The sequence below is a fragment of the Gilliamella sp. LMG 34361 genome, assembly GCF_984569075.1.
This window is the reverse complement of record NZ_OZ474903.1, coordinates 883957-906277: the sequence shown is the minus strand read 5'-3', so window position 1 is coordinate 906277 and position 22321 is coordinate 883957. Positions and strand designations below refer to the sequence as shown.

Sequence of the window (22321 nt, the reverse complement as noted above, 5' to 3'; positions counted from 1 at the left end):
GATTATATTTTATCGAGATATTATGTATATTACCGCAGTTAAAATCTAATCACCATTGATGGTTTTAATTAACACTTTATAAGTCAGACATTTATTCTTGCATAAAACCACCAAAATCAATTTAAAATGAGTTAAAAATCATATTTAATATCATTATTGATGATTGTTTAGACTTATTTATCAAAAAATCCCTTGCATTTAATGTTTTTTTTATATTTTTTTTAATTTCTTTCGATTGTTTTCACTAATTGCGAAAGGTAGAATGCTCTAATTACAATTTATTATCAATGCAAATAACTGGAGTTGATTAAGTGAAAATATCAGCACGCAAAGTTTTGCCTTGGCAACTTATAGAATGTTTCACTCGATATCGTCAATTTATCGCTCTACTATTTGGCCTCACTATTTTTTGTATCGCACTGGTAGTGTGTTGGCATTTATTACAATCAATTAATCTTAGTGATTTACAATCAGCTCTGCATAAACTGCCTTACCATGCAATTTTACTAGCATGTCTATCGGCGATAGCGAGTTATATTATGTTGATGGGTTATGAATGGTCAGCTGCACGATATGCAGGCGTTGATTTAAAACCATCGACAATAGCTACTGGTGCAATTTGTGCCTCCGCCATTGGTAATGCAGTCGGGTTATCCGCCCTATCCGGCGGTGCAATTCGTTGTCGGCTCTATTTTAAATATGGATTAACCACCATAGATGTTGCTCGCATGTCGATTTTTGTTAGCCTTTCGTTAGGCCTTACATTACCCTTAATCGCCACAATTGCTGCATTAATACATATACAAAATACCATGCTAGCGCTACATATCTCGGCAATCACTATCGAATTAATCGCTAGTGCAGTATTGATCATTTATGCGGGTGTATTGTTATTTTTACATGCGCACCGATTAGCAGAAAAACCCAATAAAGATACTTGGCTATATCAAATTTTCCATTGGCAGATCCGTCTACCTAACTGGCAATTAGCCGGTGGACAATTTTTAATTACCTTAATCGATGCCATTTTAGCCGGTGCTATTCTCTATTTTTTACTCCCGAATCAACCAAACTTTATTACCTTTATCATGATTTATATCTTGGCATTAGTTGCTGGGGTACTTAGTCATGTCCCAGGTGGAGTTGGCATATTTGAAGCGGTTATATTAGCGGCATTTTCATCACAAATTAATACCGCATCATTAACGGTTGCATTAGTCATTTACCGTTTAATTTATATCATATTACCATTGATTCCTGCCGGAATTTTACTGCTAATTAATGAAGGAAAAAACTTTTTAACCGCACCACAAGTTAAGGAAACCGACACCGGTATTGCGGCAACGATTATGGCCGCCGCGGTATTTTTTGCCGGAGTAGTCATGATGTTTTCAAGTGTCATACCTGGCTTTAATCATGATTTTGTCGGCACTTTTTTTCCGAAAAAAATTGTCAATTTTGCTCATTTAACCGTAAGTTTAATCGGGGTTTTATGCCTACTAATGGCAGTAGGATTACGTCGCAGACTTTATTCTGCATGGGGAGTATCGGTTATATTATTGATATTAGGCAGTCTCTGCTCATTGCTAAGAGGTTTACACTGGATCGAAGCAGCGACATTATTAGTAATAGCCATACTATTAATCAATTTTAGGCATGCTTTTTATCGTAAAAGCCGATTAAGTATTTTGCCTTTTTCACTAAAATCCTTTGTTATCAGTTTTGGTTTAATTGCCTTATTTGTTTGGCTAATCTTATTTATTTATCAAGATATTCCTTATAGCCATGATTTATGGTGGCAATTTGAGTTAGATAGCCGAGTTCCCCGAGCATTACGGGCAGCATTAGGTAGTTTTATCTTATTAAGTGGCGTAATGTTATTTTGGTCATTTAAACCGGCATTACCTATCTTAACGATTCCGACTGAAGAGGAATTAAGTGAAGCCTATCAAATCATGCTTAACTCAAAACAACCTGAAGGCGGATTAGCGATGAGTGGTGATAAGTCACTGCTCTTCAATCAATCACATACTGCTTTTATTATGTATGCAAGGCGAGGAAGAAGCATGGTTGCACTATATGATCCTATTGGTAATGATAGCGCTGCTCGGGCTGATTTAATCTGGGCATTTAGAGATCTTTGTGATCAACACCATTTACGTCCGGTTTTTTACCAAGTTAAAGCAAACAATTTACCATTCTATATGGATATCGGTCTTCGTATTGTCAAACTTGGCGAGGAAGCATTGGTGAATTTACAAGAGTTTGATTTAACATCAAAAGGTTATAAAGATCTACGATATACTTGGAACCGTGGGCAACGAGATGGGCTTAGTTTAAGATTTTATCCGCCTGGTACTGCACCGCTGGATCAACTAAAAATAGTCTCGGACGCATGGCTAAAAAATAAACAGGCAAAAGAAAAGCAATTCTCATTAGGCGCTTTTTCGCAGTCCTATTTAGATAATTTCACCATTGCCGCGGTTGAGTACCAAGGTCGCATTATTGCTTTTGTGAATTTATTAGAAACCAAGCAAAACTATAGTGCTAGTATTGATCTAATGCGAGTTTTACAAGATATTCCAAAATCGACCATGGAGTTTTTAATGGTTGGTTTAATTTTACATTATCAGGAAAAAGGGTATCAATACTTTAGCTTAGGCATGGTGCCACTTGCCGGCATGCAAAGGCGACGTGGTGCCCCGATGATCCAACGCTTAGGCGCGTTAGTTTTTCGCCGAGGTGGCCGATTTTATAACTTCCAAGGTTTGCGTCGCTTTAAAGAAAAATTTGCCACCCATTGGCAACCACGTTATATGGCAGTTCCGGCAGGACTTGATCCTTTGGTCGCCTTAATTGACACCACGATGTTAATTTCAGGTGGCAAAACAACATTAACTAATCAGAAGAACTAATCAAATGAAAAAAATCATACTTTATGTTTTATTATTCATTATTTTAGTATTCATTACATTTTGTATTGTTATAGGTTGGTACAATTATAAAAACCAACGAACTGCTTCGGTTAATACTGTTACAATTAATAAAAACTTTACTATCTTATCTGCTAGCCCTAGACAGTCAGCAGAAGCTTCAGCAATAATTGTTGCGACACAAGATAATCACTTTACCGCTAATCAATTATTAACCTTATCTGAATCAATGGGTGCTAAATTGGTGCAATTTGAATTACAACCACAAGGAAGTTGTGCCGAACAACAAACACGCTTTGAACAAGCAAAGAAGATCTTAAATGAGGATAAATTTACTGTTGCCGGCATGCAAGAAGGTGCAGCTTTCGCTTATCGTTGGTTAAGCAAACAACAAGATGATGATGCTAAAGCTTTATCCATTGAGTTTACTTTAGATCATAAAGATTGCGACGCACCTTTACCTGCACAGGCCAGCCATGGAACATGGCAAGTGATTTGGAATAATCCACCTGATGAACAAGTTGCCATTTTTCCTCGCCAACAAAAACAGATCAAAGTTACCACCAAAATTGGTGAGTATCAGGCATCACCAACTGAGTTGTTAAGTTTACATTTATCCTCGATTTTATTTGGTGAACATGAACCATTACCTGTCATTGAATTACCAGCTAAAGCTAATCCACAACATCCGAATAGTGTTACCTTTTATTATTCAGGTGATGGTGGTTGGCGAGATTTAGATAAAGTTTCAGCAGAATATATGGCTTCACATGGTTATTCGGTGGTTGGGGTCGATGCGTTAAAACTTTTTTGGCAACATCGCTCGGTTGAACGTAGTGCTAAAGATCTGACTTATTTAATGCAAGAATACCGTGATAAATGGGGTGTGAATAAATTTGTACTAGCGGGTTATTCTTTTGGTGGTGACATTTTACCAGCACTATATAATCGCTTATCCAAAGTAGATCAACAAAGTGTGCAAGCATTGATCATGATTGCTTTTTCTAAAGATGCTAATTTTGAAATAGAAGTTAGTGGTTGGCTGGGACAATCTGGCGATGAAATGAAAACAGCAGCAGAGGTTGCGCAGATTCCGGAAAAGAAATTATTCTGTATCTATGGCGCAGAAGAGAAAGACGATAGCGGTTGCCTACAACCGGAAATGAAAGGCGAAGCATTTCAACTACCGGGTGGCCATCATTTTGATGAAAATTATCAGCACTTAGGGCAAATTATTATGCAAGCTATCGATAAACGTATGCAATAAATGTGGCACTTTAGGTATTATTTTTTAAATAAAAGCATTAATAAAAATTATAAAATATTAATGCTTTTTAAATTTGATTTTCCCTTCTGATAAGAATACGCCGCCAAGTGTAAATAAGGTACCTATTGCTGCAATCCAAGTAAAAGGTTCATCTAAAATTAATACTGCATTAATAATTGTCAAAATTGGCACTAAATAGATATAGATGCTAATTTTGACCGCACCCACTAATTTTACCGCATAGTTCCAAGAGGCAAAGCAGATAGCTGAAGCACCGACGCCTAAAAATAAGATATTTATTAAGTTTATTGGTTGTTCAAATCTCGAAAAATTCCATTCAAAATTAAATAAATACAGTGCCGGTAACATAAACATTAGACCGTAAAAAAAGAATCTTCGCGTCAACAAAATAATATTGTAACCATAGTTACTACTTTTTTTAGTTAAAATTGAATAACAGGCCCAAAATAGGCAAGCAAACACCGCCAATAAATCACCAAGCGGATTAACCGATAATACAAACTGCCCATTGAAGCTAATTAAGGCTATACCTATCATGCCGAATAGACAGCCAATATAAAACACTTTCGCTGGTTTTTCGGCCTTAAGAAAGAAGATAGCCAATATAGCAGTAAAGACTGGAGCTAGTGTGGTGATCACACCAACATTTGATGCGGTAGTATAGGTTAAAGCAATATTTTCACAAAGAAAATAACAAGTGACACCACAAAATCCAGCGCCAAGAAACATCAACTCTTGTTTAATCCCTTGCCAAGCAAAAAAGCGAGGCGCTAACAACCAAAGCGTGGCATAGCCTAAGGTAAATCGGAAAAAGAGAATTTCAATCGGTTTAAAATCTGTCAGTAAAACTTTGGTGGCAATATAAGTGATCCCCCAAATAAACACTGTCATCAGTGCGATTAGGTGGCCTTTTGTCCTTGATGAAAATAACATAAAAATTCTCTCTGCTCACTTATTAGTATTTAAGCACCATCCATTACCTTATTATTTAGTTACCAGACTAAATATACCAAATAAATTGAGAATAGATAAAAGGCTTGATAAAAATAAAAATAACAGGATTTATTAGAATAATGAAAATCGCTAGATGTTAACTTACTGTTAATTATTGTTCAATAAGTTTGATATAGCAATTATTTTATCCGTGGTATGGTGCAGTATAAGAGTGCGGATATTGCAAGGTGTTTGAGATCTAACTAGAATTGTAGATAAAAAAAATCCACTCAACGAATTGAGTGGAGGGCAAAAAAATGAATTAACGTAATCTGAATATATAGACAGACTAAATCACAAAAAGTTCCAACTGATTTAAAAAAAAATTCATATTTTTCTAAAAAATTTATTATTTGTTTGATTTATAATGATTTAATTTTCAATTTTTTTTCATTTTTATCAGATCTCCCCCAGATTAAATAACCCAAATACCATTTTTTAGCGAGTAAATTACTTAAATGCAATTGTCGTACCCTTGATACAAGCTAATGGGTAAATTGGTTATACTCTGATAGGGTTCACCATTAATCATTGCTAACAATATCGAAACTGCATTTTGGGCAATTTGTAAAATTGGTTGACGGATTGTCGTCAAAAATGGCATATGTTGTAGCGTTAATTCTGCACCATCAAATCCCACTACTTTTAATTGTGAAGGTAAAAATAATTTACAGTCTCTTGCGGCATTAATTGTCGCGATGGCTGAGGAATCATCAGCAAGTACCCCATCAATAGATTGCGACTGTAAACGTTGTTTGATTAACTGATATTTTTCTTGATAACTAATTGAAAAATCCATATCAAGTGTGATTGGCTTAAGTCCGGCAACTTTAATGCTATCTTTATAAGCTTGATAGCGCTTGTTAGCATCCATATCAACATGTTTATCATTGGTAATCGAACCAATATACAGAATCTTTTTACAACCCTGATTGATCAAATGTTGACTAGCCAGATATCCCCCAGCGTAGTTGTCACAAGAAATAACCGGTATCGTTTCATTAATTTTACGATCTATCGATACGATATTGAGATCTGGGATTAGGTAATCAGCTAAATTTTCATTCATGGAGTTAACAATTACCCCTTCAACCTGATGACGCCTCAGCATAGATAAAAAATTCTTTTCCTCTTCTTGGTTATGATGGCTATTGCAAATTAATATTTTATAACCTTGACGAGATAATATTCTTTCTAAATAACTGATTAATTCCATTTGAAAGGGATTAGTTAAACTGGGAAAAATTAAACCAATCAAATTACTTTTATTATTTGATAATGAACGGGCTAATTCGTTGGGATAGTAGCCCAAGGTTTCCATCGCTTCTTGAACACGTTGACGAGTTGTTGCGCTAATATAGCCACGATTATTTAATACTCGAGAAACCGTGGTTGGAGAAACCCCTGCTAACTTAGCCACATCATCTCTACTTAGTTTCATAATCATCCTTTAATCATTATTAATATTATTCGCTGATAATTATAAAGCTTTTTGTTATGAGGTAAATCATTGTAATTGAATTGCTTTACCTCTTTGTCAGCCAATATTTTAGTGACATTGATCACAAATTCACTTTCGAATAAGTGATGTCCCTCACAAATTTAGCATTTTAATTGTGGTCGCGGTTGACATATGAACGCGGTTGACATGAAATGAAATAAATTGTTTCAGTATTAAATGACAACGCAATGTCATTTCCTCACACCTAAAAAAGGAGTAAAAAAATGCAAAAATTACATTATCAACCAAAAGGTTATTGGGTTGGCGATATTATGCCATTTGGCAAGAATGGCGTTTTCTATCTTTATGATCAACGTGACAATCGCAATCCTTGCCCTTTCGGTGAACCTTTTGGTTGGTCACTGGCGACTACCACTGATTTTGTTAATTATCAAAATTTAGGCGATTCGATTAAGAAAGGTGGTGAACAAGATGTTGATCAGTTTATCTATGCTGGCTGTGTGTTTGAAGCAAAAGGTAAAGGACACGCTTTTTACACTGGTTACAATCGTAATTGGGAAAAAGAGGGAAAAACCTCACAAGTCTTGTTACATGCCTGGAGTGACGATTTTAAAACATGGCATAAATCCTCAGAACTGATAACTCTAACTCCCCAACCAGGTTATGACATTAGCGATTGGCGAGATCCATGGGTAATTTGGAATGATGAAAAACAAGAATATTTATTGATATTAGGCGCGAGATTACAAGGCCCGAAAACGGAACAATCAGGTCGAGTGGTGGCATTCACTTCAAAAGATCTTAAAAATTGGCAATTCCAAGGCGATTTTTGGGTAGCCGGTAAATACACCATGATTGAAATGCCTGACTTATTCAAAATTGGCGATTGGTGGTATTTAGTTTATACCGAATATAGCGATCAAAGTAAAACTCGCTACGTCATGAGCCAATCTTTAGAAGGTCCATGGATTACCCCTAAAGATGATGCCTTTGACGGTCGTGCTTATTATGCCGCGAGAACCGCCTTTGACGGTAAACGCCGTATCCTGTTCGGTTGGGTTCCAACCAAAGAAGACAATGATGATTTAAAAAATTTCCAATGGGCGGGTACTTTTGTTCCTCATGAAGTTTATCAAAAAGCGGATCATACCCTTGGGGTAAAAGTAGTTGACAGTTTGTGGAACTGCTTTACTCATCCGAAAAAAATTGATGACTTTACCCTCTCATCACCTTATGCACGCAAAGAACAGTTATTAATTGAAAATACCGATAAAACCTTCCGTTTTTCTACAACGCTAAAATTTAGTAAGGATACTCGTGATTTTTCAATTCGTTTAATGAAAGATAAACATACTGGCGAATCCTATGACTTTATTTTTTCACTGGTTGATAACCGTTTAACTTTTGATAAAACTCCTTGTTACCCTTGGTATCGGGTAATGAATAAAGGTTTAGAGCGTCCTATTCATCTTCAAGCTGATCGCGAATATGACTTACAGATCATTGCCGATGATACGCTATTTACTTTATACATTGATGGCACTGCACTCAATGTCCGTGGTTATGATCAATTAGGTAGTGGCTTAGCAATCGCTGTCAGTGATGGAACAGTAACCTGTAAAAATAATACTTTTTCAAATGAAGGATGTTTTCCAGAAAAATGGTAATCGCACTTATCAGACCGTTTAACTAGCAAGTTAGATGATCACCATTATCAAGGCTTTTATCGGCTAGTTGTGATCAAAGCCTTGGTTTAGATAGGCGACTATCATCAGTAATCTAAACATGGAAACTTCTCTGGAGATATCATAATGAATACAACAGTAATTGATAATAATGGTCAACAGGCTGACCAAGACATCTCATTTAAAGAAAAACTTGCCTATGGACTTGGTGACTTTGCAACGGGGTTCTCGGGTGTGACTGTGGGAACTTTTGCACTTTACTATTATACCGATATTGTAGGCGTTTCAGCGACTTTACTTGGAGCTGTGCTACTATTTTCACGTGTTTTTGATGCTGTAATTAATGTCGTTATGGGTTTTATTGTTGATAGAACAAAAAGTAAACATGGTAAAGCTCGGGCTTGGATCTTATGGTCAACAATTCCGTTTGGTTTATCATTGATAATGGTATTTAGTGCACCAGAAAATTGGAGTGAGTTTGCATTACTAATTTTCGCCGCCATTACACTTAACATCCATTGGATTATTTATACTTCAAGTAATATTCCTTATGGTACGCTAGCTGCATTAATGACACAAAACTCTTATCAACGTAGTCGTTTAAATACTTATCGTATGCTGTGCTATTTTGCAAGTATGCTGATCATTCCCTATATCACACTGCCTATGGTCGATTTTTTTGGTGGAGGTGAACGCGGTTGGCAGTTAACCATGATAATTTATGCAGCAATTTTAATTCTTACCTTTTTTTATACTTTTTTTAATACTAAAGAACGTATTAAACCGATTAATCAATTCAAATATAATGCGCCATCACTTGGTGTGTCATTAAAAACCCTGCTAGCAAATAAGTATTGGGTAACTATGTTTTTCACCATGTTAGTCAGTTTCAGTATTTTAGGACTAATCAATGGGGTGGGTGTCTATTATGCAAAATATCTTTTGGCTGACAGTCAACTCATTGGTTTAATCAATATGGCTTTTGCCTTACCGTTAGTGATGGTTTTGATGTGTTCCGCTTATATCTTAAAAATCATGAGTCGTTTAACCTTTATTATTGTCGGTATGGCAACCATTATTTTAGGTAGCGTTATTATGGCAATTGCTCCGCATGATACTTATGTTGCTATAATTGGCACTATTTTACGCGGAGCCGGTTTCGCACCGATTATGGGAAATGCGTATTCCATGTTAGCCAACACCATTGATTACGGTGAATGGAAATTTGGCATTAGAAACGATGGTTTAGTCTACAGTGGCGGAAGTTTTAGTGCCATATTAGGCAGTGGTATTGCTTCCGGTGGTATTGGCTGGGTTTTAGGTATGGCCGGCTATATTGCCACTAATGTTACTAATCAACCTGAAAGTGTACTAACTACTTTACAAGTTTTATTTATCTATTCCCCGTTAGTATTGAGTGCTATCACTATTCTATTATTACGTTTTTATACTTTAGAAAAAATTTATCCTGACATCATCAAAGATCTCGCGCAAAGAACGCACAATGTCTATTAACTAATAAATCTGAGGGATTGATAACTTTATTATTACTCCCTCTCTTTGATTAATCTACTGTAATAACTGCGCAAATTCGAATAAATCTTCAATTGCCACTATTTACTGCAATATATGCGACAATATTAGCCATTAACAATCCGCATAAAAACTAAAACATCTCATTGATATTCTTATAGTTGCTTTAAAATATGCAAAACCGACAAGAAACAAATCAAGTTGTAAAATAAGTTAACTTGTTTTACAGCTTGAATTCACCTATAATGCCCCAATATTTTCTATAAATACCAACCACAATTGGGGCTGATTCTGGATTCGACGGGATTTGCGAAACCCAAGGTGCATGCCGAGGTGCGGTAGGCCTCGTAAATAAACCGCAAAAAAATAGTCGCAAACGACGAAAACTACGCACTAGCAGCTTAATAACCTGTATAGAGCCTTCTCTCCCTAGCCTCCGCTCGTAGGACGGGGATCAAGAGGAGTCAAACCTAAACGAGATCGTGTGGAAGCCTTGCTTGGGGCGGAAGCATTAAATTTAATCAAGCTAGTTTATCAGTGGCGTGTTTGTCCGCAGCAGGTAAGCGAAATTCAAAGACAAACTACGCATGTAGTACCAAGGATGTAGAGATTTCGGACGCGGGTTCAACTCCCGCCAGCTCCACCAATTCACTATTCAGTAACATTCTTTTAAATCCTTTAAAACACATCAAAACTAACAAATACAAGGCTTAAAGCCTATTTTGTTATTCATTAAGCATCAGTAAGATACATTTACAACCAGAATTTTTAGGTATATGCTTAAGTATACGAATGCAATATACCTAAAACCCGTATACCTAAAATCATTATGGCAAGAAAGACTCTACCATTAACCGACACACAAATAAAAGCAGCCAAACCAAGAGATAAGGATTATTCTTTATTTGATGGTGGCGGTATGTATCTTTTAATCAAAGCGAATAACTCTAAGATTTGGCGTTTTAAGTATACGCGCCCGTATACCAAAAAAGGGGCATTAATAAGTTTTGGCAGTTATCCCGAAGTTTCACTACAGCAAGCGCGAAAACAACGGGACGAAGCGCGCGAATTAATTAAACAAGGCAGAGATCCTCAAGAACATAAAGCAGAACTAGAACGGCGCAAGCAAGACGAAATAACCAGTACATTTAAAAAGGTAGCTACTGACTGGTTCAAAGTTAAGAGCAGTAAAGGACTAACTGAAGTTACATTAAAAGGTACTTGGAACTCATTAGAGTTACATATTTTTCCTTACATCGGGAATAGTTCCATCTTCAAATTAAAGGCAAAGGACTTCATAAAAGTTATGGAGCCATTAAGAGCAAATGGCAAATTAGAAACGATTAAAAGGCTTTGCCAACGCATTAATGAAATCATGTTTTATGCTGTGAATATAGGCTTAATCGAGGCTAACCCAGCCGTCAAGATTAAAGATGCATTTGAAAGCCCTACAAAAGGACAAATGCCAACAATCAAAGCACAAGATCTACCTGAATTTATGCAGGCTCTTGCTATGGCTAGAATTGAATTACAGACGCGTTGCTTAATTGAATGGCAACTATTAACAATGACCCGACCTAATGAAGCTGTAGGGGTGAAATGGCAGGAAATTGACTTTAATAATTGCTTGTGGGTAATTCCTGCTGAAAAAATGAAGATGAGAAGAGAACATACTATCACTCTTAATAAGCAAGCTATGGCACTTCTATCAATCATGAAACCTATAAGCGGTCACAGGGAACACATTTTCCCAAGTCTAAAACCTCCCTTTTCCACTCCCATGAATAGCCAAACAGCGAATATGGCAATTAAACGAATGGGATATAAAGATAAGTTAGTGGCGCATGGATTAAGAGCTTTAGCGAGCACAATATTAAACGAGCAAGGCTTTGACCCTAATGTTATTGAAGCCGCGCTTGCTCATGTTGATAGTAATAGCGTTAGACGGGCTTATAACAGAGCCACTTATTTGGAACAACGAAGGATAATGTTAGACTGGTGGGGCGACTTTGTCGAGCAAGCCAGTAAAGGGAATGTCTCATTGTCAGGTAATCACAATTTAAAGCTAGTTAATCATTAACCCTATCTAAATGCCGTAACCCATATTTGAGTTACGCTCTCTCCATTGATAAAACCCGTCACTCAAATTTGAGTTACCTATAATTTATTATTATGCATTCCTAGATTCTGCCCTAATGGGGGAATATGCTCCTATACTTTGCTTATTTAATTCCCTCCCATTAATTTAGAATTTATCAGATAACTATACATAAATGCAAAAAACTTGATATATATTAATATATTATATACTTATTTTTTAAGTGTTCATAAGTATTCATTACTATACATACATCTATGCTTTTTAGATCACATGTATAACAATATGATTTATATCAACATTATAGATATTGCATGTATCTTGATGAAGATTCAAATTTCATTAACGATATAATGGATAAGTTTCCTTTGATATCTTTATTTGAGCTTGTCGATAATCCTGACAATTTTATGAAAGATTTGGGATATTTTATGGAGACAGAGTTTCACTATATCTATCTTTCCAGTTTTACTTCAGGCTAAGATAGCAATTAAATCTATGAAGAACCTAAATGATAAAATTAAATTTTTAGCAAAAAGATTTTATACTTTAATTAGATAACAAAGAAATGATTTAATTTTTAGCTAAACATTGATGGCTATATTTAAATTAAAATATTTTCTATATAGTATTGAATAATATGAGGGAATACCTTTGACCAAATATTCATCGAATATCTCCTGTTCCATTTAGTGTTTTATTGAAGAGGTTTTATAAGTAATCATATAAGATGAAAAACCTCAAAATCCATTTAAAATCGATTCGCTATCCAGCTCTAATACCCCGTAAATTTCTCTCTTTCAACCACCATACTTTGACTTAGAAACTGCTTTATTTTATCTTCTATTTGACTTTCAATAGTTTTAAGTCGTAATAAAGGCACACCAGCTTTATCAAGAATGGCATTCTTTAGCTGATCTCGTTTTCTCTGTTCTGGTTTACTGTGATCATCACCATCCACTTCAATTACTGCTATAGGGTATTTACCGGTTTTGAAATAGAGGACAAAGTCACAACTGGCTTTATGGTGCATATATTCAAGTTCAAGCTCGGTAAAGCTGTTGTTGTTTTTTGAAACCAGCTGTTCTAAAAGAACTTGTTTATGATATAACATGGTTTGATAAGTACTTTCTTTCAATATATCACGCAGTAATTGGGCTATAATCTGTTCGGATTTATATTTTGAGTCATTTTTTCTTAACCGTGAGTTAAGTGCCTCTAACGACTTATCGTAATCTTGATAAAGTAAATCAAAAGCCGAAATAACCGGACTTTGGTAAATATGATCGTTATGCGCGTAATAGTTAATATAACGAATTAAGGCGGCAATACTCTGGTTATTTTTAGTGAAGACATCATTACCCGTGACAAGCATAAACCTATTTTTAGCCCGCGAAACCGCTACGTTAATTAAATGGGGATCATCAACAAAATTGAGCAGCTGTTGGCTGCTGAGCTTTTTATCCAATACAGTAGAAAAGATAATATTATCACACTCTCTACCTTGAAATTTATGCGTTGTAGCTTTGATAATACCAGATGGTAAATGTTCTTGCGATAAATCAATTTGGTTATTGTAGGGCGCGATAAAACCGGTATTTTCTTCTGTAAAATCTTGCCAACCTACTTTATTGAGAGAGTCAAGTTCTCGCAAATTTGTTAAATTTCTTGTGTGATTACCCGGTGCAGTAACAATTAATGTAAGTGCTTGTTCTCCATTATCTTTGGTCATCGGAATAAGCTGATCATTGTAAAATTGCTTATTACAAAACTGAATGATTTTCGGATGACAACGATAGTGCTCTTTCAGTAAAGTGATGGGGATTTTGTCTTGAAATAAGCCAATAAAAGAGTCAAGTAGACTATATTTTTCACAATCATAATATTCATGAGGTGGTTTGATATCAAGTTTGGTAGGTACATGAGGTAGCTGTTTACGATCGCCGACAATAATCACATTCTTGGCACACCCCAAACCTAGAATACCGGGAATAATATCTTGCTGTGAAGCTTCATCAATAATTAAGTAGTCTATTAAGGCACCTTGACCCAAAGAGTTGATAATGGAATGAGTACTACTACCTATAATTGGAAAACGTTTAGTAAATTCACTAAAACGTTGTTGATAGTCTTTGTCGGTAAAGGTCACTTTATGGTCGATGGTTTGTGAAAGATGTGCTTTCAAATATTGCATTGAAAAACGGGTTAAATCAGCCAATAACGAGTGAAATTGATTTTGTTCAAGTCGCTCTTGATACCGTTTAAGTAGGCTGTTTTTTTCATTCAATTGCTGATCATAATAAGCCAACTGTAAAAGATTAAAAATTGTTTGGCGCTTTTGCCAATTACTAATGAATTTTGTGCGTATTATCTTAAAATTAAGCAGAAGTTGTATGCGGTCTTTAAATGTAATCCGACGTTGATCAAGGTAATGTAAATAAGCCAATAAATCGGTAATTTTCTCTTTGGAAAACTGATATTTACTTAGTTGCTGCGGGTCAAACGATAAGTTTTCACTTTGGCTCTGTTGTAAATACCCCTTTTCAATAGTCAATTCGTCAATTTGCGCTTGCAAGAAAGCAACTTGATTCTGTGCTTGGAGATGTTCGACTAATGTATTTGAAAGCTCGCTTATTCTTTGTAAAGTTATTGTTTGCTCTTGTTTTTCAAGACTCAGTTCTAGTTCACCGCCAAAGAAGTTTTTTCGTTTATCACTACTGCCTAATTTAGCAACCAGATAATCAAGCTGATCTTTAGCTAATTTTTCATAGACATTTTCTACCGCAGAATTGTTATTGGATAAAATCGCAACCGTGCGATTATTTATCAAAATATTCGCCACAATATTTAAAATAGTTTGGGTTTTGCCGGTTCCAGGCGGGCCTTCAATAATACTGATTTGTGAAGCGAAAGCTTGTTTTACTGCTTTTAACTGACTTTCATTAATTCCAAAAGGATAAATAAGATGTTGAGGAGGCTGGCGTTTTTGGTTTGTTACACTGCAATAAGCATGGAGCACCGTATCAGGATGGGGAGTGATTTTATCCAGTTGTCGTAACACATTTTCGGCAATACCTTTATTGTGCTCATCGGCATGTTCAATACGAGCTTGCGCTACTTGTGTAAGGTATTGAAAAATATCTTCATTTTTAAGATTGCTCTTAGATACAATCTGAATATTCTCACTAAGCATAACGTAGGGGCGAGAATTGTTAGGATAATAGACAACAGTATACTTTCGCCCATAACTTTCAGCTTTTTCAATCCAATCTATTTTCGGTTTATCCTTAACAATAAGAAGATTTCCCTTTATTTGCTCAAATGGATTCACTTGGCATTGTGATAGTGGCTGAGTATATTTTTTGCCAGAAGGAAAATGGCTAGTGAGTTTGAGTTCTTGATCTTTATTATCATAGTAGAGAGACCAGTCGCTGATTTGCTTGGTTTTATTTTCGCCATTCATATAGATAGAAATCATTACTTTCAGTCCTTTTAATAGGGAATATATTCCATTAAGAAGAAAATCGTTTAATCTTATTGCTTACGTTTGAACAATTGCAGTAAACCTCTTACTGTAACTTCTAGCTGGCTACCTTGCTGATAATTAGCAGGAACAACATAATTAGCTCGTTCTTCAGCAATAAGTTTTTCAACTTTTTCTTGTGTACGTTGTTCCTTCCATCTTTGCTCATCAAACACCGCCAATGAAAACCCGCCTTGGTATCTAACCATTTTCATTGAAGGGATATCGGTATCACCATCACCAAAATAGATCATTCGTTCAAAAGGAATATCTCGTTCTTCTAACTCAATAAATTTATTAACTTCAGTATTGTCCCAGGAATTTAAGATGCCTTTGTTAATTCGAAATAAAAATTGGGTTTTGGTTGTATAGTTTATCGCTTGCGCTGGCCAAATAACTTGTTTTCCATTCGAGGAATAATGATATTTACAGGCGTAAATTTGGTTAAATTGATGACCAATTTCTGTACCACGGATCATCGCATCTAAACCACTTGAAATAATGTAATGGTGTAGTTCTATCTCATTAGCCGTTGCATATTGATTAATACGCTCGAACCAAGTATTAACACCGGGAAAAAGAGGAATTGATTTACCATGTTTTTTTAAATTATCTTCACTTAATTCATCAGAACCAAGTTGATTGGCTTTTTCTGCTAAGAGTCCAAGATAAGCGAGTATTTCATCACCATCATCTTGTATGGCACGTTGTTTCACTTCAGCCCAAAAGCTTGCTATATCAGTAATACCTAATGCAGGCATAAGTCCATGCTGAGCGCAATCGCCTTCGGCTAACGTTCCATCGAAATCATAAATTAATGCACACTTAATCATTTACTAATCCCTATATAATGCTTTACATTCAATAATAAGGCTATAATTTTCCTATAATGTGACTCTGTATAATTATCATTATTATCTGGCAAATAATTTTCTTTGATTTTAGATAAGAAAAACTGTTTCCTATAACATCCTAGTCTAGTTTCTCCATGATTTCACCACCATTTTGCACAACAGCTACAAGCTACTTAAAGCTACTTTTTTCGCCTCTGCCACCTTTTATCACATAAGTAATAATAAATAGTACAACGGGCTAGACTATTATGAATCACCAAAGATCCACCTGATATTTGGCATTTAACATGAGTGATTTTGATTTCTATTGCTATGCAATAGTGTTTAAAGTTGTAGTCATGAACTACATTTTCATGCTAAACAATATAAATAATATACAGGAATTTTGCGATACTGCTCGCAAAAATTAAGCTACATAGTAAAAATCTAGAGGTATTGATCTGTTTCTGTGATCTAAATCACAAATTAAGGTATTTCTTCAATATTATTTAATCGAAAAACAATATATATTCGAGGGTTTTAGCCATGGAAATAAACAACTAATTTAAATTTACCACAAATAAACTATAATACTGTATTTTGTAAATCATCTTTTATCAACCCCAAAAATCAGTTCAACTAACTCCTCTCATTGACGCTAAAATTAGACAACGAAAAAATAACATATTTTCTTTATAATTGAGTAATTACAAAATCGATAACGATCTACAGATCCTGTCATCCACTATTTAGTAATTTTCTTTTAATTCCTTTAAAAACACATTTAACCAAACAATAAAACCATGGTTTATTTAAAGGTGAAGTTATATATCGACTAATATAAAATAAATTAAGTCATTAAAAATAATATTTACTGCTTAACTGAAGTTTTAGCATGGTTTAAAATTTTGTGAAAATTTCAATTTAGATTTAATATAAGACCTAACAATAATAGCAAACGTATTAATGAGTTAGCGCTATTGTTACTTTATACTAAATTATCTATGACATAAAAAAGGATATTTATGAGACGCAAAGATAGAGAAATAACTAATCTTGATCAAGTGATCGATATTTTAGAGCATACTGATGTTATTCGTTTAGCGATGAATAATGGCGATTTTCCGTATATTGTTCCTGTCAATTTTTGTTATGAACTAACAACAAATAATCAACTTATTTTTTATATTCATGGCGCAAAAGTTGGTACTAAAGTTGAACTACTCAGACAAAATCCTTTACTTAGCTTTGAGTTAGATACAGGGCACCAGTTAATTACTAATGAAAAAGCCTGCAAATATTCCTTCAATTATGCCAGTGTTATCGGCAATGGATATGCAACCTTTATTGAAGAACCCACCGCAAAAATAGCGGCGTTAAAAATAATGATGAATAAATTTGATCCTAATAAAACTTTCTCTTTTACCGAAGGCGATGTTAGACCAATTAGCGTCATAAAAATTGAAGTACAAGCTTATACAGCTAAAAAACATTAAATTATGATGACTATATCATTTTGGTAAAAATGATATAGAAAACTTAAAATAACAATACTTATAAACTAATTTTTAATCATCTAGTTATCAGTTATTAGTAATAAGAAAATAACACAAAATAGGTTAAAGACTCGTAATTTATTTGGTGCATATGTTGAATATACAATAGTAAATAGCTAGTTATAAATACTCAATTTTATAGGTCACTTTTCATTTAGATATATAAACAATTTTAATAAAATAGAAATCCAGTATTTACAAGTTTTTTAATACTTTTGTTAAGATTTCGCTGGCTGAATACAGATCTAGCCACTCTCACGAATTAAATAATTCTCGGATAAAGCTTAACTCTGGATTTACCTCTATCACTTTATCAACCATTTTGTTATACCACATTGGTTTTTGCCATGTTGCAAAGTTCGGCAAATGGTCAATTGCCATTGGTGTCTTTAACAGCGGGTGATCGATTTCTGGGGTAGAAAGGCCATGACGAGCTCGGAAATTTTTGACTGCCTGATATTCAAATGGCCAAAGAAATAACATGATATCATCAATTTCATAACCAGTTGCTGGCTGCTTTTCATCATTATCAAGAAACAGTGATATCCATTCTAAATGATTATCACAAAGCTTGATTAACCAATCAGTCAACTCATTTTCATCGGTGCTGTACAGCGCTTCCTGACAAAAACGATGATAAAATAGGTCAATTGGGATATTTGCCCCATCCCAATCAATGCTTTGTTTACGCTCACTTGCCATCATTTCAATCGCTAATACCCCTAAGCGCTGTGGTTTTGGTGGTACAACACTACCTCTACGTAAACTTCGGCTCATATTACCGTTGAGAATACCTTCAATAATTTTGGGATAGCAAGGTTCGATTAACTCAAATCGATTACAGGCAAACATCATTAGTAAGACTTGACCTTGACGTGATAGATCATTTTGAAAACAGTCTTGAATCGAATAAATATTATAATAATCAAGTAACAAATATAATGCTGATGAAGCAATATAACCACATAAATAAGGATCCCTTTCTTGTTTAGAGGTTAGATAAAGGATAGAATAAAAAAATTTCACATGAGACATATCAGTTGATGTATAACTTAGAATATTTTCTTTATCTTCTTTATAAATATCCTCTAATCCAGATTCAATCATATCAATTTCAGCTTTTTGATATTCATTCATATCTTTTTTCAAAAAAACGTATTTATTATAATACTTATTGATTTGATTAATAGATGCCATATTCGCTGTTCTCCATGATTTACTAAATGAAATCCAATTATTTTTTATTACATTTGGCATTTGATATTATGTTAGAAGTAGCAATAAAAAACGCTTTGAAGCCACTTTCACGATTTAAATAATTCTCGAATAAAGCTTAACTCTGGATTTACCTCTACCACTTTATCAACCATTTTGTTATACCACATTGGTTTTTGCCATGTTGCAAAATTAGGGAAATGGTCAATTGCCATTGGTGTCTTTAACAAAGGGTGATCGATTTCTGGGGTAGATAAACCATGACGAACTCGAAAATTTTTGACTGCCTGATATTCAAACGGCCAAAGAAATAATATATCTTCATCAATTTCATAACCTGTTGCTGGCTGCTTTTCATCATTATCAAGAAATAGTGATACCCATTCTAAATGATTATCACAAAGCTTTGTTAACCAGTATATCAATTCATTTTCATTAGTACTGTACAGTGCTTCCTGACAAAAACGATGATAAAATGGGTCGACAGGAATATTTACATTATCCCAATCAATGCTTTGTTTACGCTCACTTGCCATCATTTCAATCGCTAATACCCCTAAGCGCTGTGGTTTTGGTGGTACAACACTACCTCTACGTAAACTTCGGCACATATTACCGTTAAGAATACCTTCAATAATTTTGGGATAGCAAGGTTCAATTAACTCAAATCGATTACAGGCAAACATCATTAGTAAGATTTGACCTTGATGTGATAGATCATTTTGAAAACAGTCTTGAATCGAATAAATATTATAATAATCAAGTAACAATTGTAATGCTGATGAAGCAATATAACCACATAAATAAGGATCCCTTTCTTGTTTAGAGTTTAGATAAAGGATAGAATAAAAAAATATCACATGAGTCATATCAGTTGATGTATAGCTTAGAATCTTTTCTTTATTTTGTTTATAATTATCCTCTAATCCAGATTCAATCCTATTAGTTTCAGCTTTGTGATAATCATTCAGATCTTTTTTCAAAAAAACATATTTATTATAGTACTTATTAATCTCATTAATAGATGCCATATTCGTTGTTCTCCATAATTTACTAAATGAAATCCAATTATTTTTTATTACATTTGGCATTTGATATTATGTTAGAAGTAGCAATAAAAAACGCTTTGAGGCCACTCTCACGAATTAAATAATTCTCGGATAAAGCTTAACTCTGGATTTACCTCTATCACTTTATCAACCATTTTGTTATACCACATTGGTTTTTGCCATGTTGCAAAGTTCGGCAAATGGTCAATTGCCATTGGTGTCTTTAACAGAGGATGATCGATTTCTGGGGTAGAAAGGCCATGACGAGCTCGAAAATTTTTGACTGCCTGATATTCAAATGGCCAAAGAAATAACATGATATCATCAATTTCATAACCAGTTGCTGGCTGCTTTTCATCATTATCAAGAAACAGTGATATCCATTCTAAATGATTATCACAAAGCTTGATTAACCAATCAGTCAACTCATTTTCATCGGTGCTGTACAGCGCTTCCTGACAAAAACGATGATAAAATAGGTCAATTGGGATATTTGCCCCATCCCAATCAATGCTTTGTTTACGCTCACTTGCCATCATTTCAATCGCTAATACCCCTAAGCGCTGTGGTTTTGGTGGTACAACATTACCTCTACCATCCCCCCCCCAAGATAAACATCGGCTCATATTACCGTTGAGAATACCTTCAATAATTTTGGGATAGCAAGGTTCGATTAACTCAAATCGATTACAGGCAAACATCATTAGTAAGACTTGACCTTGACGTGATAGATCATTTTGAAAACAGTCTTGAATCGAATAAATATTATAATAATCAAGTAACAAATATAATGCTGATGAAGCAATATAACCACATAAATAAGGATTCCTTTCTTGTTTAGAGTTTAGATAAAGGATAGAATAAAAAAATTTCACATGAGACATAACAGTTGATGTATAACTTAGAATATATTCTTTATTTTTTTTATAATTATTCTCTAATCTCGATTCAATCCTATTAATTTCAGCTTTTTGATAATCATTCATATCTTTTTTCAAAAAAACGTATTTATTATAATACTTATTTATTTGATTAATAGATGCCATATTCGTTGTTCTCCATTATTTACTAAATGAAATCCAATTATTTTTTATTACATTTGGCATTTGATATTATGTTAGAAGTAGCAATAAAAAACGCTTTGAAGCCACTTTCACGATTTAAATAATTCTCGGATAAAGCTTAACTCTGGATTTACCTCTATCACTTTATCAACCATTTTGTTATACCACATTGGTTTTTTCCATGTTGCAAAGTTCAGCAAATGGTCAATTGCCATTGGTGTCTTTAACAGAGGATGATCGATTTCTGAGGTAGAAAGGCCATGACGAGCTCGGAAATTTTTGACTGCCTGATATTCAAACGGCCAAAGAAATAACATGATATCATCAATTTCATAACCAGTTGCTGGCTGCTTTTCATCATTATCAAGAAATAGTGATATCCATTCTAAATGATTATCACAAAGCTTGATTAACCAATCAGTCAACTCATTTTCATCGGTGCTATACAGCGCTTCCTGACAAAAACGATGATAAAATAGGTCAATTGGGATATTTGCCCCATCCCAATCAATGCTTTGTTTACGCTCACTTGCCATCATTTCAATCGCTAATACCCCTAAGCGCTGTGGTCTCGGTGGTACAACATTACCTCTACCATCCCCACCCCAAGATAAACTTCGGCTCATATTACCATTAAGAATACTTTCAACAATCTTAGGGTAGCAAGGTTCAATTAATTCAAATCGATTACAGGCAAACATCATTAGTAAGACTTGACCTTGACGTGATAGATCATTTTGAAAACAGTCTTGATGTCGATAGATATTATAATAATCAAGTAACAAATATAATGCTGATGAAGCAATATAACCACATAAATAAGGATTCCTTTGTTGTTTAGAGGTTAGATAAAGGATAGAATAAAAAAATTTCACATGAAACATATCAGTTGATGTATAACTTAGAATTTTTTCTTTATCTTCTTTATAATTATTCTCTAATTCAGATTCAATCATATCAATTTCAGCTTTTTGATATTCATTCATATCTTTTTTCAAAAAAACGTATTTATTATAATACTTATTGATTTGATTAATAGATGCCATATTCGCTGTTCTCCATGATTTACTAAATGAAATCCAATTATTT

General features: G+C 34.4%; 14 protein-coding genes and 1 other RNA gene. 7 read left to right on the top strand and 8 right to left on the bottom strand.

What is annotated here, in order from left to right; translation table 11 throughout:
* Positions 1-311: 311 nt before the first annotated feature.
* Both mprF and AC5LXI_RS04280 read left to right on the top strand, forming a co-directional pair.
* Positions 312-2915 (top strand): bifunctional lysylphosphatidylglycerol flippase/synthetase MprF, encoded by a 2604-nt coding sequence (gene mprF, locus AC5LXI_RS04285; protein ID WP_493443664.1) that lies wholly within the window; start codon positions 312-314, stop codon positions 2913-2915.
* A 4-nt stretch (positions 2916-2919) separates the two neighbouring features.
* The gene (locus AC5LXI_RS04280; protein ID WP_493443663.1) at positions 2920-4200 is read left to right on the top strand and encodes a virulence factor family protein; all 1281 of its coding nucleotides are present in this window, start codon (positions 2920-2922) and stop codon (positions 4198-4200) included.
* 57 nt (positions 4201-4257) lie between these two features.
* Here the strand turns inward: AC5LXI_RS04280 and AC5LXI_RS04275 are convergent, their stop codons facing one another.
* Together AC5LXI_RS04275 and AC5LXI_RS04270 are read right to left on the bottom strand one after the other, a co-directional pair.
* Complete coding sequence (locus AC5LXI_RS04275; RefSeq protein WP_255518719.1) at positions 4258-5154, bottom strand: DMT family transporter; 897 nt, start codon at positions 5152-5154, stop codon at positions 4258-4260.
* 514 nt (positions 5155-5668) lie between these two features.
* Entirely contained in the window at positions 5669-6655 is a 987-nt protein-coding gene (locus AC5LXI_RS04270; RefSeq protein WP_065577619.1) for a LacI family DNA-binding transcriptional regulator, read from the bottom strand.
* Positions 6656-6939: 284 nt separating this feature from the next.
* Between AC5LXI_RS04270 and AC5LXI_RS04265 the strand changes: the two genes are divergently transcribed.
* The 4 genes from AC5LXI_RS04265 (at position 6940) to AC5LXI_RS04250 (ending at position 11974) form a co-directional block, all read left to right on the top strand.
* Entirely contained in the window at positions 6940-8343 is a 1404-nt protein-coding gene (locus AC5LXI_RS04265) for a glycosyl hydrolase family 32 (protein ID WP_493443662.1), read from the top strand.
* 144 nt (positions 8344-8487) lie between these two features.
* A complete protein-coding gene (locus tag AC5LXI_RS04260) occupies positions 8488-9876 on the top strand; it encodes an MFS transporter (protein ID WP_065577621.1) in 1389 nt (462 codons plus the stop codon).
* Between the two features lie 299 nt (positions 9877-10175).
* Positions 10176-10540, top strand: a transfer-messenger RNA (tmRNA) gene (ssrA, locus tag AC5LXI_RS04255).
* 183 nt (positions 10541-10723) lie between these two features.
* Positions 10724-11974 (top strand): integrase domain-containing protein, encoded by a 1251-nt coding sequence (locus tag AC5LXI_RS04250; RefSeq protein WP_493443661.1) that lies wholly within the window; start codon positions 10724-10726, stop codon positions 11972-11974.
* 793 nt (positions 11975-12767) lie between these two features.
* Here the strand turns inward: AC5LXI_RS04250 and AC5LXI_RS04245 are convergent.
* Together AC5LXI_RS04245 and AC5LXI_RS04240 are read right to left on the bottom strand one after the other, a co-directional pair.
* Positions 12768-15470 (bottom strand): AAA domain-containing protein, encoded by a 2703-nt coding sequence (locus AC5LXI_RS04245; RefSeq protein ID WP_493443660.1) that lies wholly within the window; start codon positions 15468-15470, stop codon positions 12768-12770.
* Positions 15471-15526: 56 nt separating this feature from the next.
* Positions 15527-16345, bottom strand: coding sequence for an HAD family hydrolase (locus AC5LXI_RS04240; protein WP_493444248.1), 819 nt, complete (start codon positions 16343-16345; stop codon positions 15527-15529).
* Between the two features lie 1028 nt (positions 16346-17373).
* On the opposite strand from AC5LXI_RS04240, the gene AC5LXI_RS04235 reads away from it, so the two are divergent.
* A complete protein-coding gene (locus AC5LXI_RS04235; RefSeq protein WP_493443659.1) occupies positions 17374-17844 on the top strand; it encodes a pyridoxamine 5'-phosphate oxidase family protein in 471 nt (156 codons plus the stop codon).
* A gap of 315 nt (positions 17845-18159) precedes the next feature.
* Here the strand turns inward: AC5LXI_RS04235 and AC5LXI_RS04230 are convergent, their stop codons facing one another.
* From AC5LXI_RS04230 to AC5LXI_RS04215, 4 genes are all read right to left on the bottom strand, one after another.
* Positions 18160-19101, bottom strand: coding sequence for a hypothetical protein (locus tag AC5LXI_RS04230; RefSeq protein WP_493443658.1), 942 nt, complete (start codon positions 19099-19101; stop codon positions 18160-18162).
* Between the two features lie 107 nt (positions 19102-19208).
* Positions 19209-20150, bottom strand: coding sequence for a hypothetical protein (locus tag AC5LXI_RS04225; protein WP_493443657.1), 942 nt, complete (start codon positions 20148-20150; stop codon positions 19209-19211).
* Positions 20151-20257: 107 nt separating this feature from the next.
* A complete protein-coding gene (locus tag AC5LXI_RS04220; RefSeq protein ID WP_493443656.1) occupies positions 20258-21214 on the bottom strand; it encodes a hypothetical protein in 957 nt (318 codons plus the stop codon).
* A 107-nt stretch (positions 21215-21321) separates the two neighbouring features.
* Positions 21322-22278 (bottom strand): hypothetical protein, encoded by a 957-nt coding sequence (locus AC5LXI_RS04215; RefSeq protein ID WP_493443655.1) that lies wholly within the window; start codon positions 22276-22278, stop codon positions 21322-21324.
* Positions 22279-22321: the final 43 nt, after the last annotated feature.

Bases quoted from the DNA above. Each gene is read 5' to 3' on its own strand.
- AC5LXI_RS04265 (WP_493443662.1), top strand. From the start codon at position 6,940: ATGCAAAAATTACATTATCAACCAAAAGGTTATTGGGTTGGCGATATT.
- AC5LXI_RS04225 (WP_493443657.1), bottom strand. From the start codon at position 20,150: ATGGCATCTATTAATGAGATTAATAAGTACTATAATAAATATGTTTTT.
- AC5LXI_RS04235 (WP_493443659.1), top strand. From the start codon at position 17,374: ATGAGACGCAAAGATAGAGAAATAACTAATCTTGATCAAGTGATCGAT.
- AC5LXI_RS04270 (WP_065577619.1), bottom strand. From the start codon at position 6,655: ATGAAACTAAGTAGAGATGATGTGGCTAAGTTAGCAGGGGTTTCTCCA.
- AC5LXI_RS04280 (WP_493443663.1), top strand. From the start codon at position 2,920: ATGAAAAAAATCATACTTTATGTTTTATTATTCATTATTTTAGTATTC.
- AC5LXI_RS04245 (WP_493443660.1), bottom strand. From the start codon at position 15,470: ATGATTTCTATCTATATGAATGGCGAAAATAAAACCAAGCAAATCAGC.
- AC5LXI_RS04230 (WP_493443658.1), bottom strand. From the start codon at position 19,101: ATGGCATCTATTAATCAAATCAATAAGTATTATAATAAATACGTTTTT.
- AC5LXI_RS04220 (WP_493443656.1), bottom strand. From the start codon at position 21,214: ATGGCATCTATTAATCAAATAAATAAGTATTATAATAAATACGTTTTT.
- AC5LXI_RS04260 (WP_065577621.1), top strand. From the start codon at position 8,488: ATGAATACAACAGTAATTGATAATAATGGTCAACAGGCTGACCAAGAC.
- AC5LXI_RS04275 (WP_255518719.1), bottom strand. From the start codon at position 5,154: ATGTTATTTTCATCAAGGACAAAAGGCCACCTAATCGCACTGATGACA.
- AC5LXI_RS04215 (WP_493443655.1), bottom strand. From the start codon at position 22,278: ATGGCATCTATTAATCAAATCAATAAGTATTATAATAAATACGTTTTT.
- AC5LXI_RS04250 (WP_493443661.1), top strand. From the start codon at position 10,724: ATGGCAAGAAAGACTCTACCATTAACCGACACACAAATAAAAGCAGCC.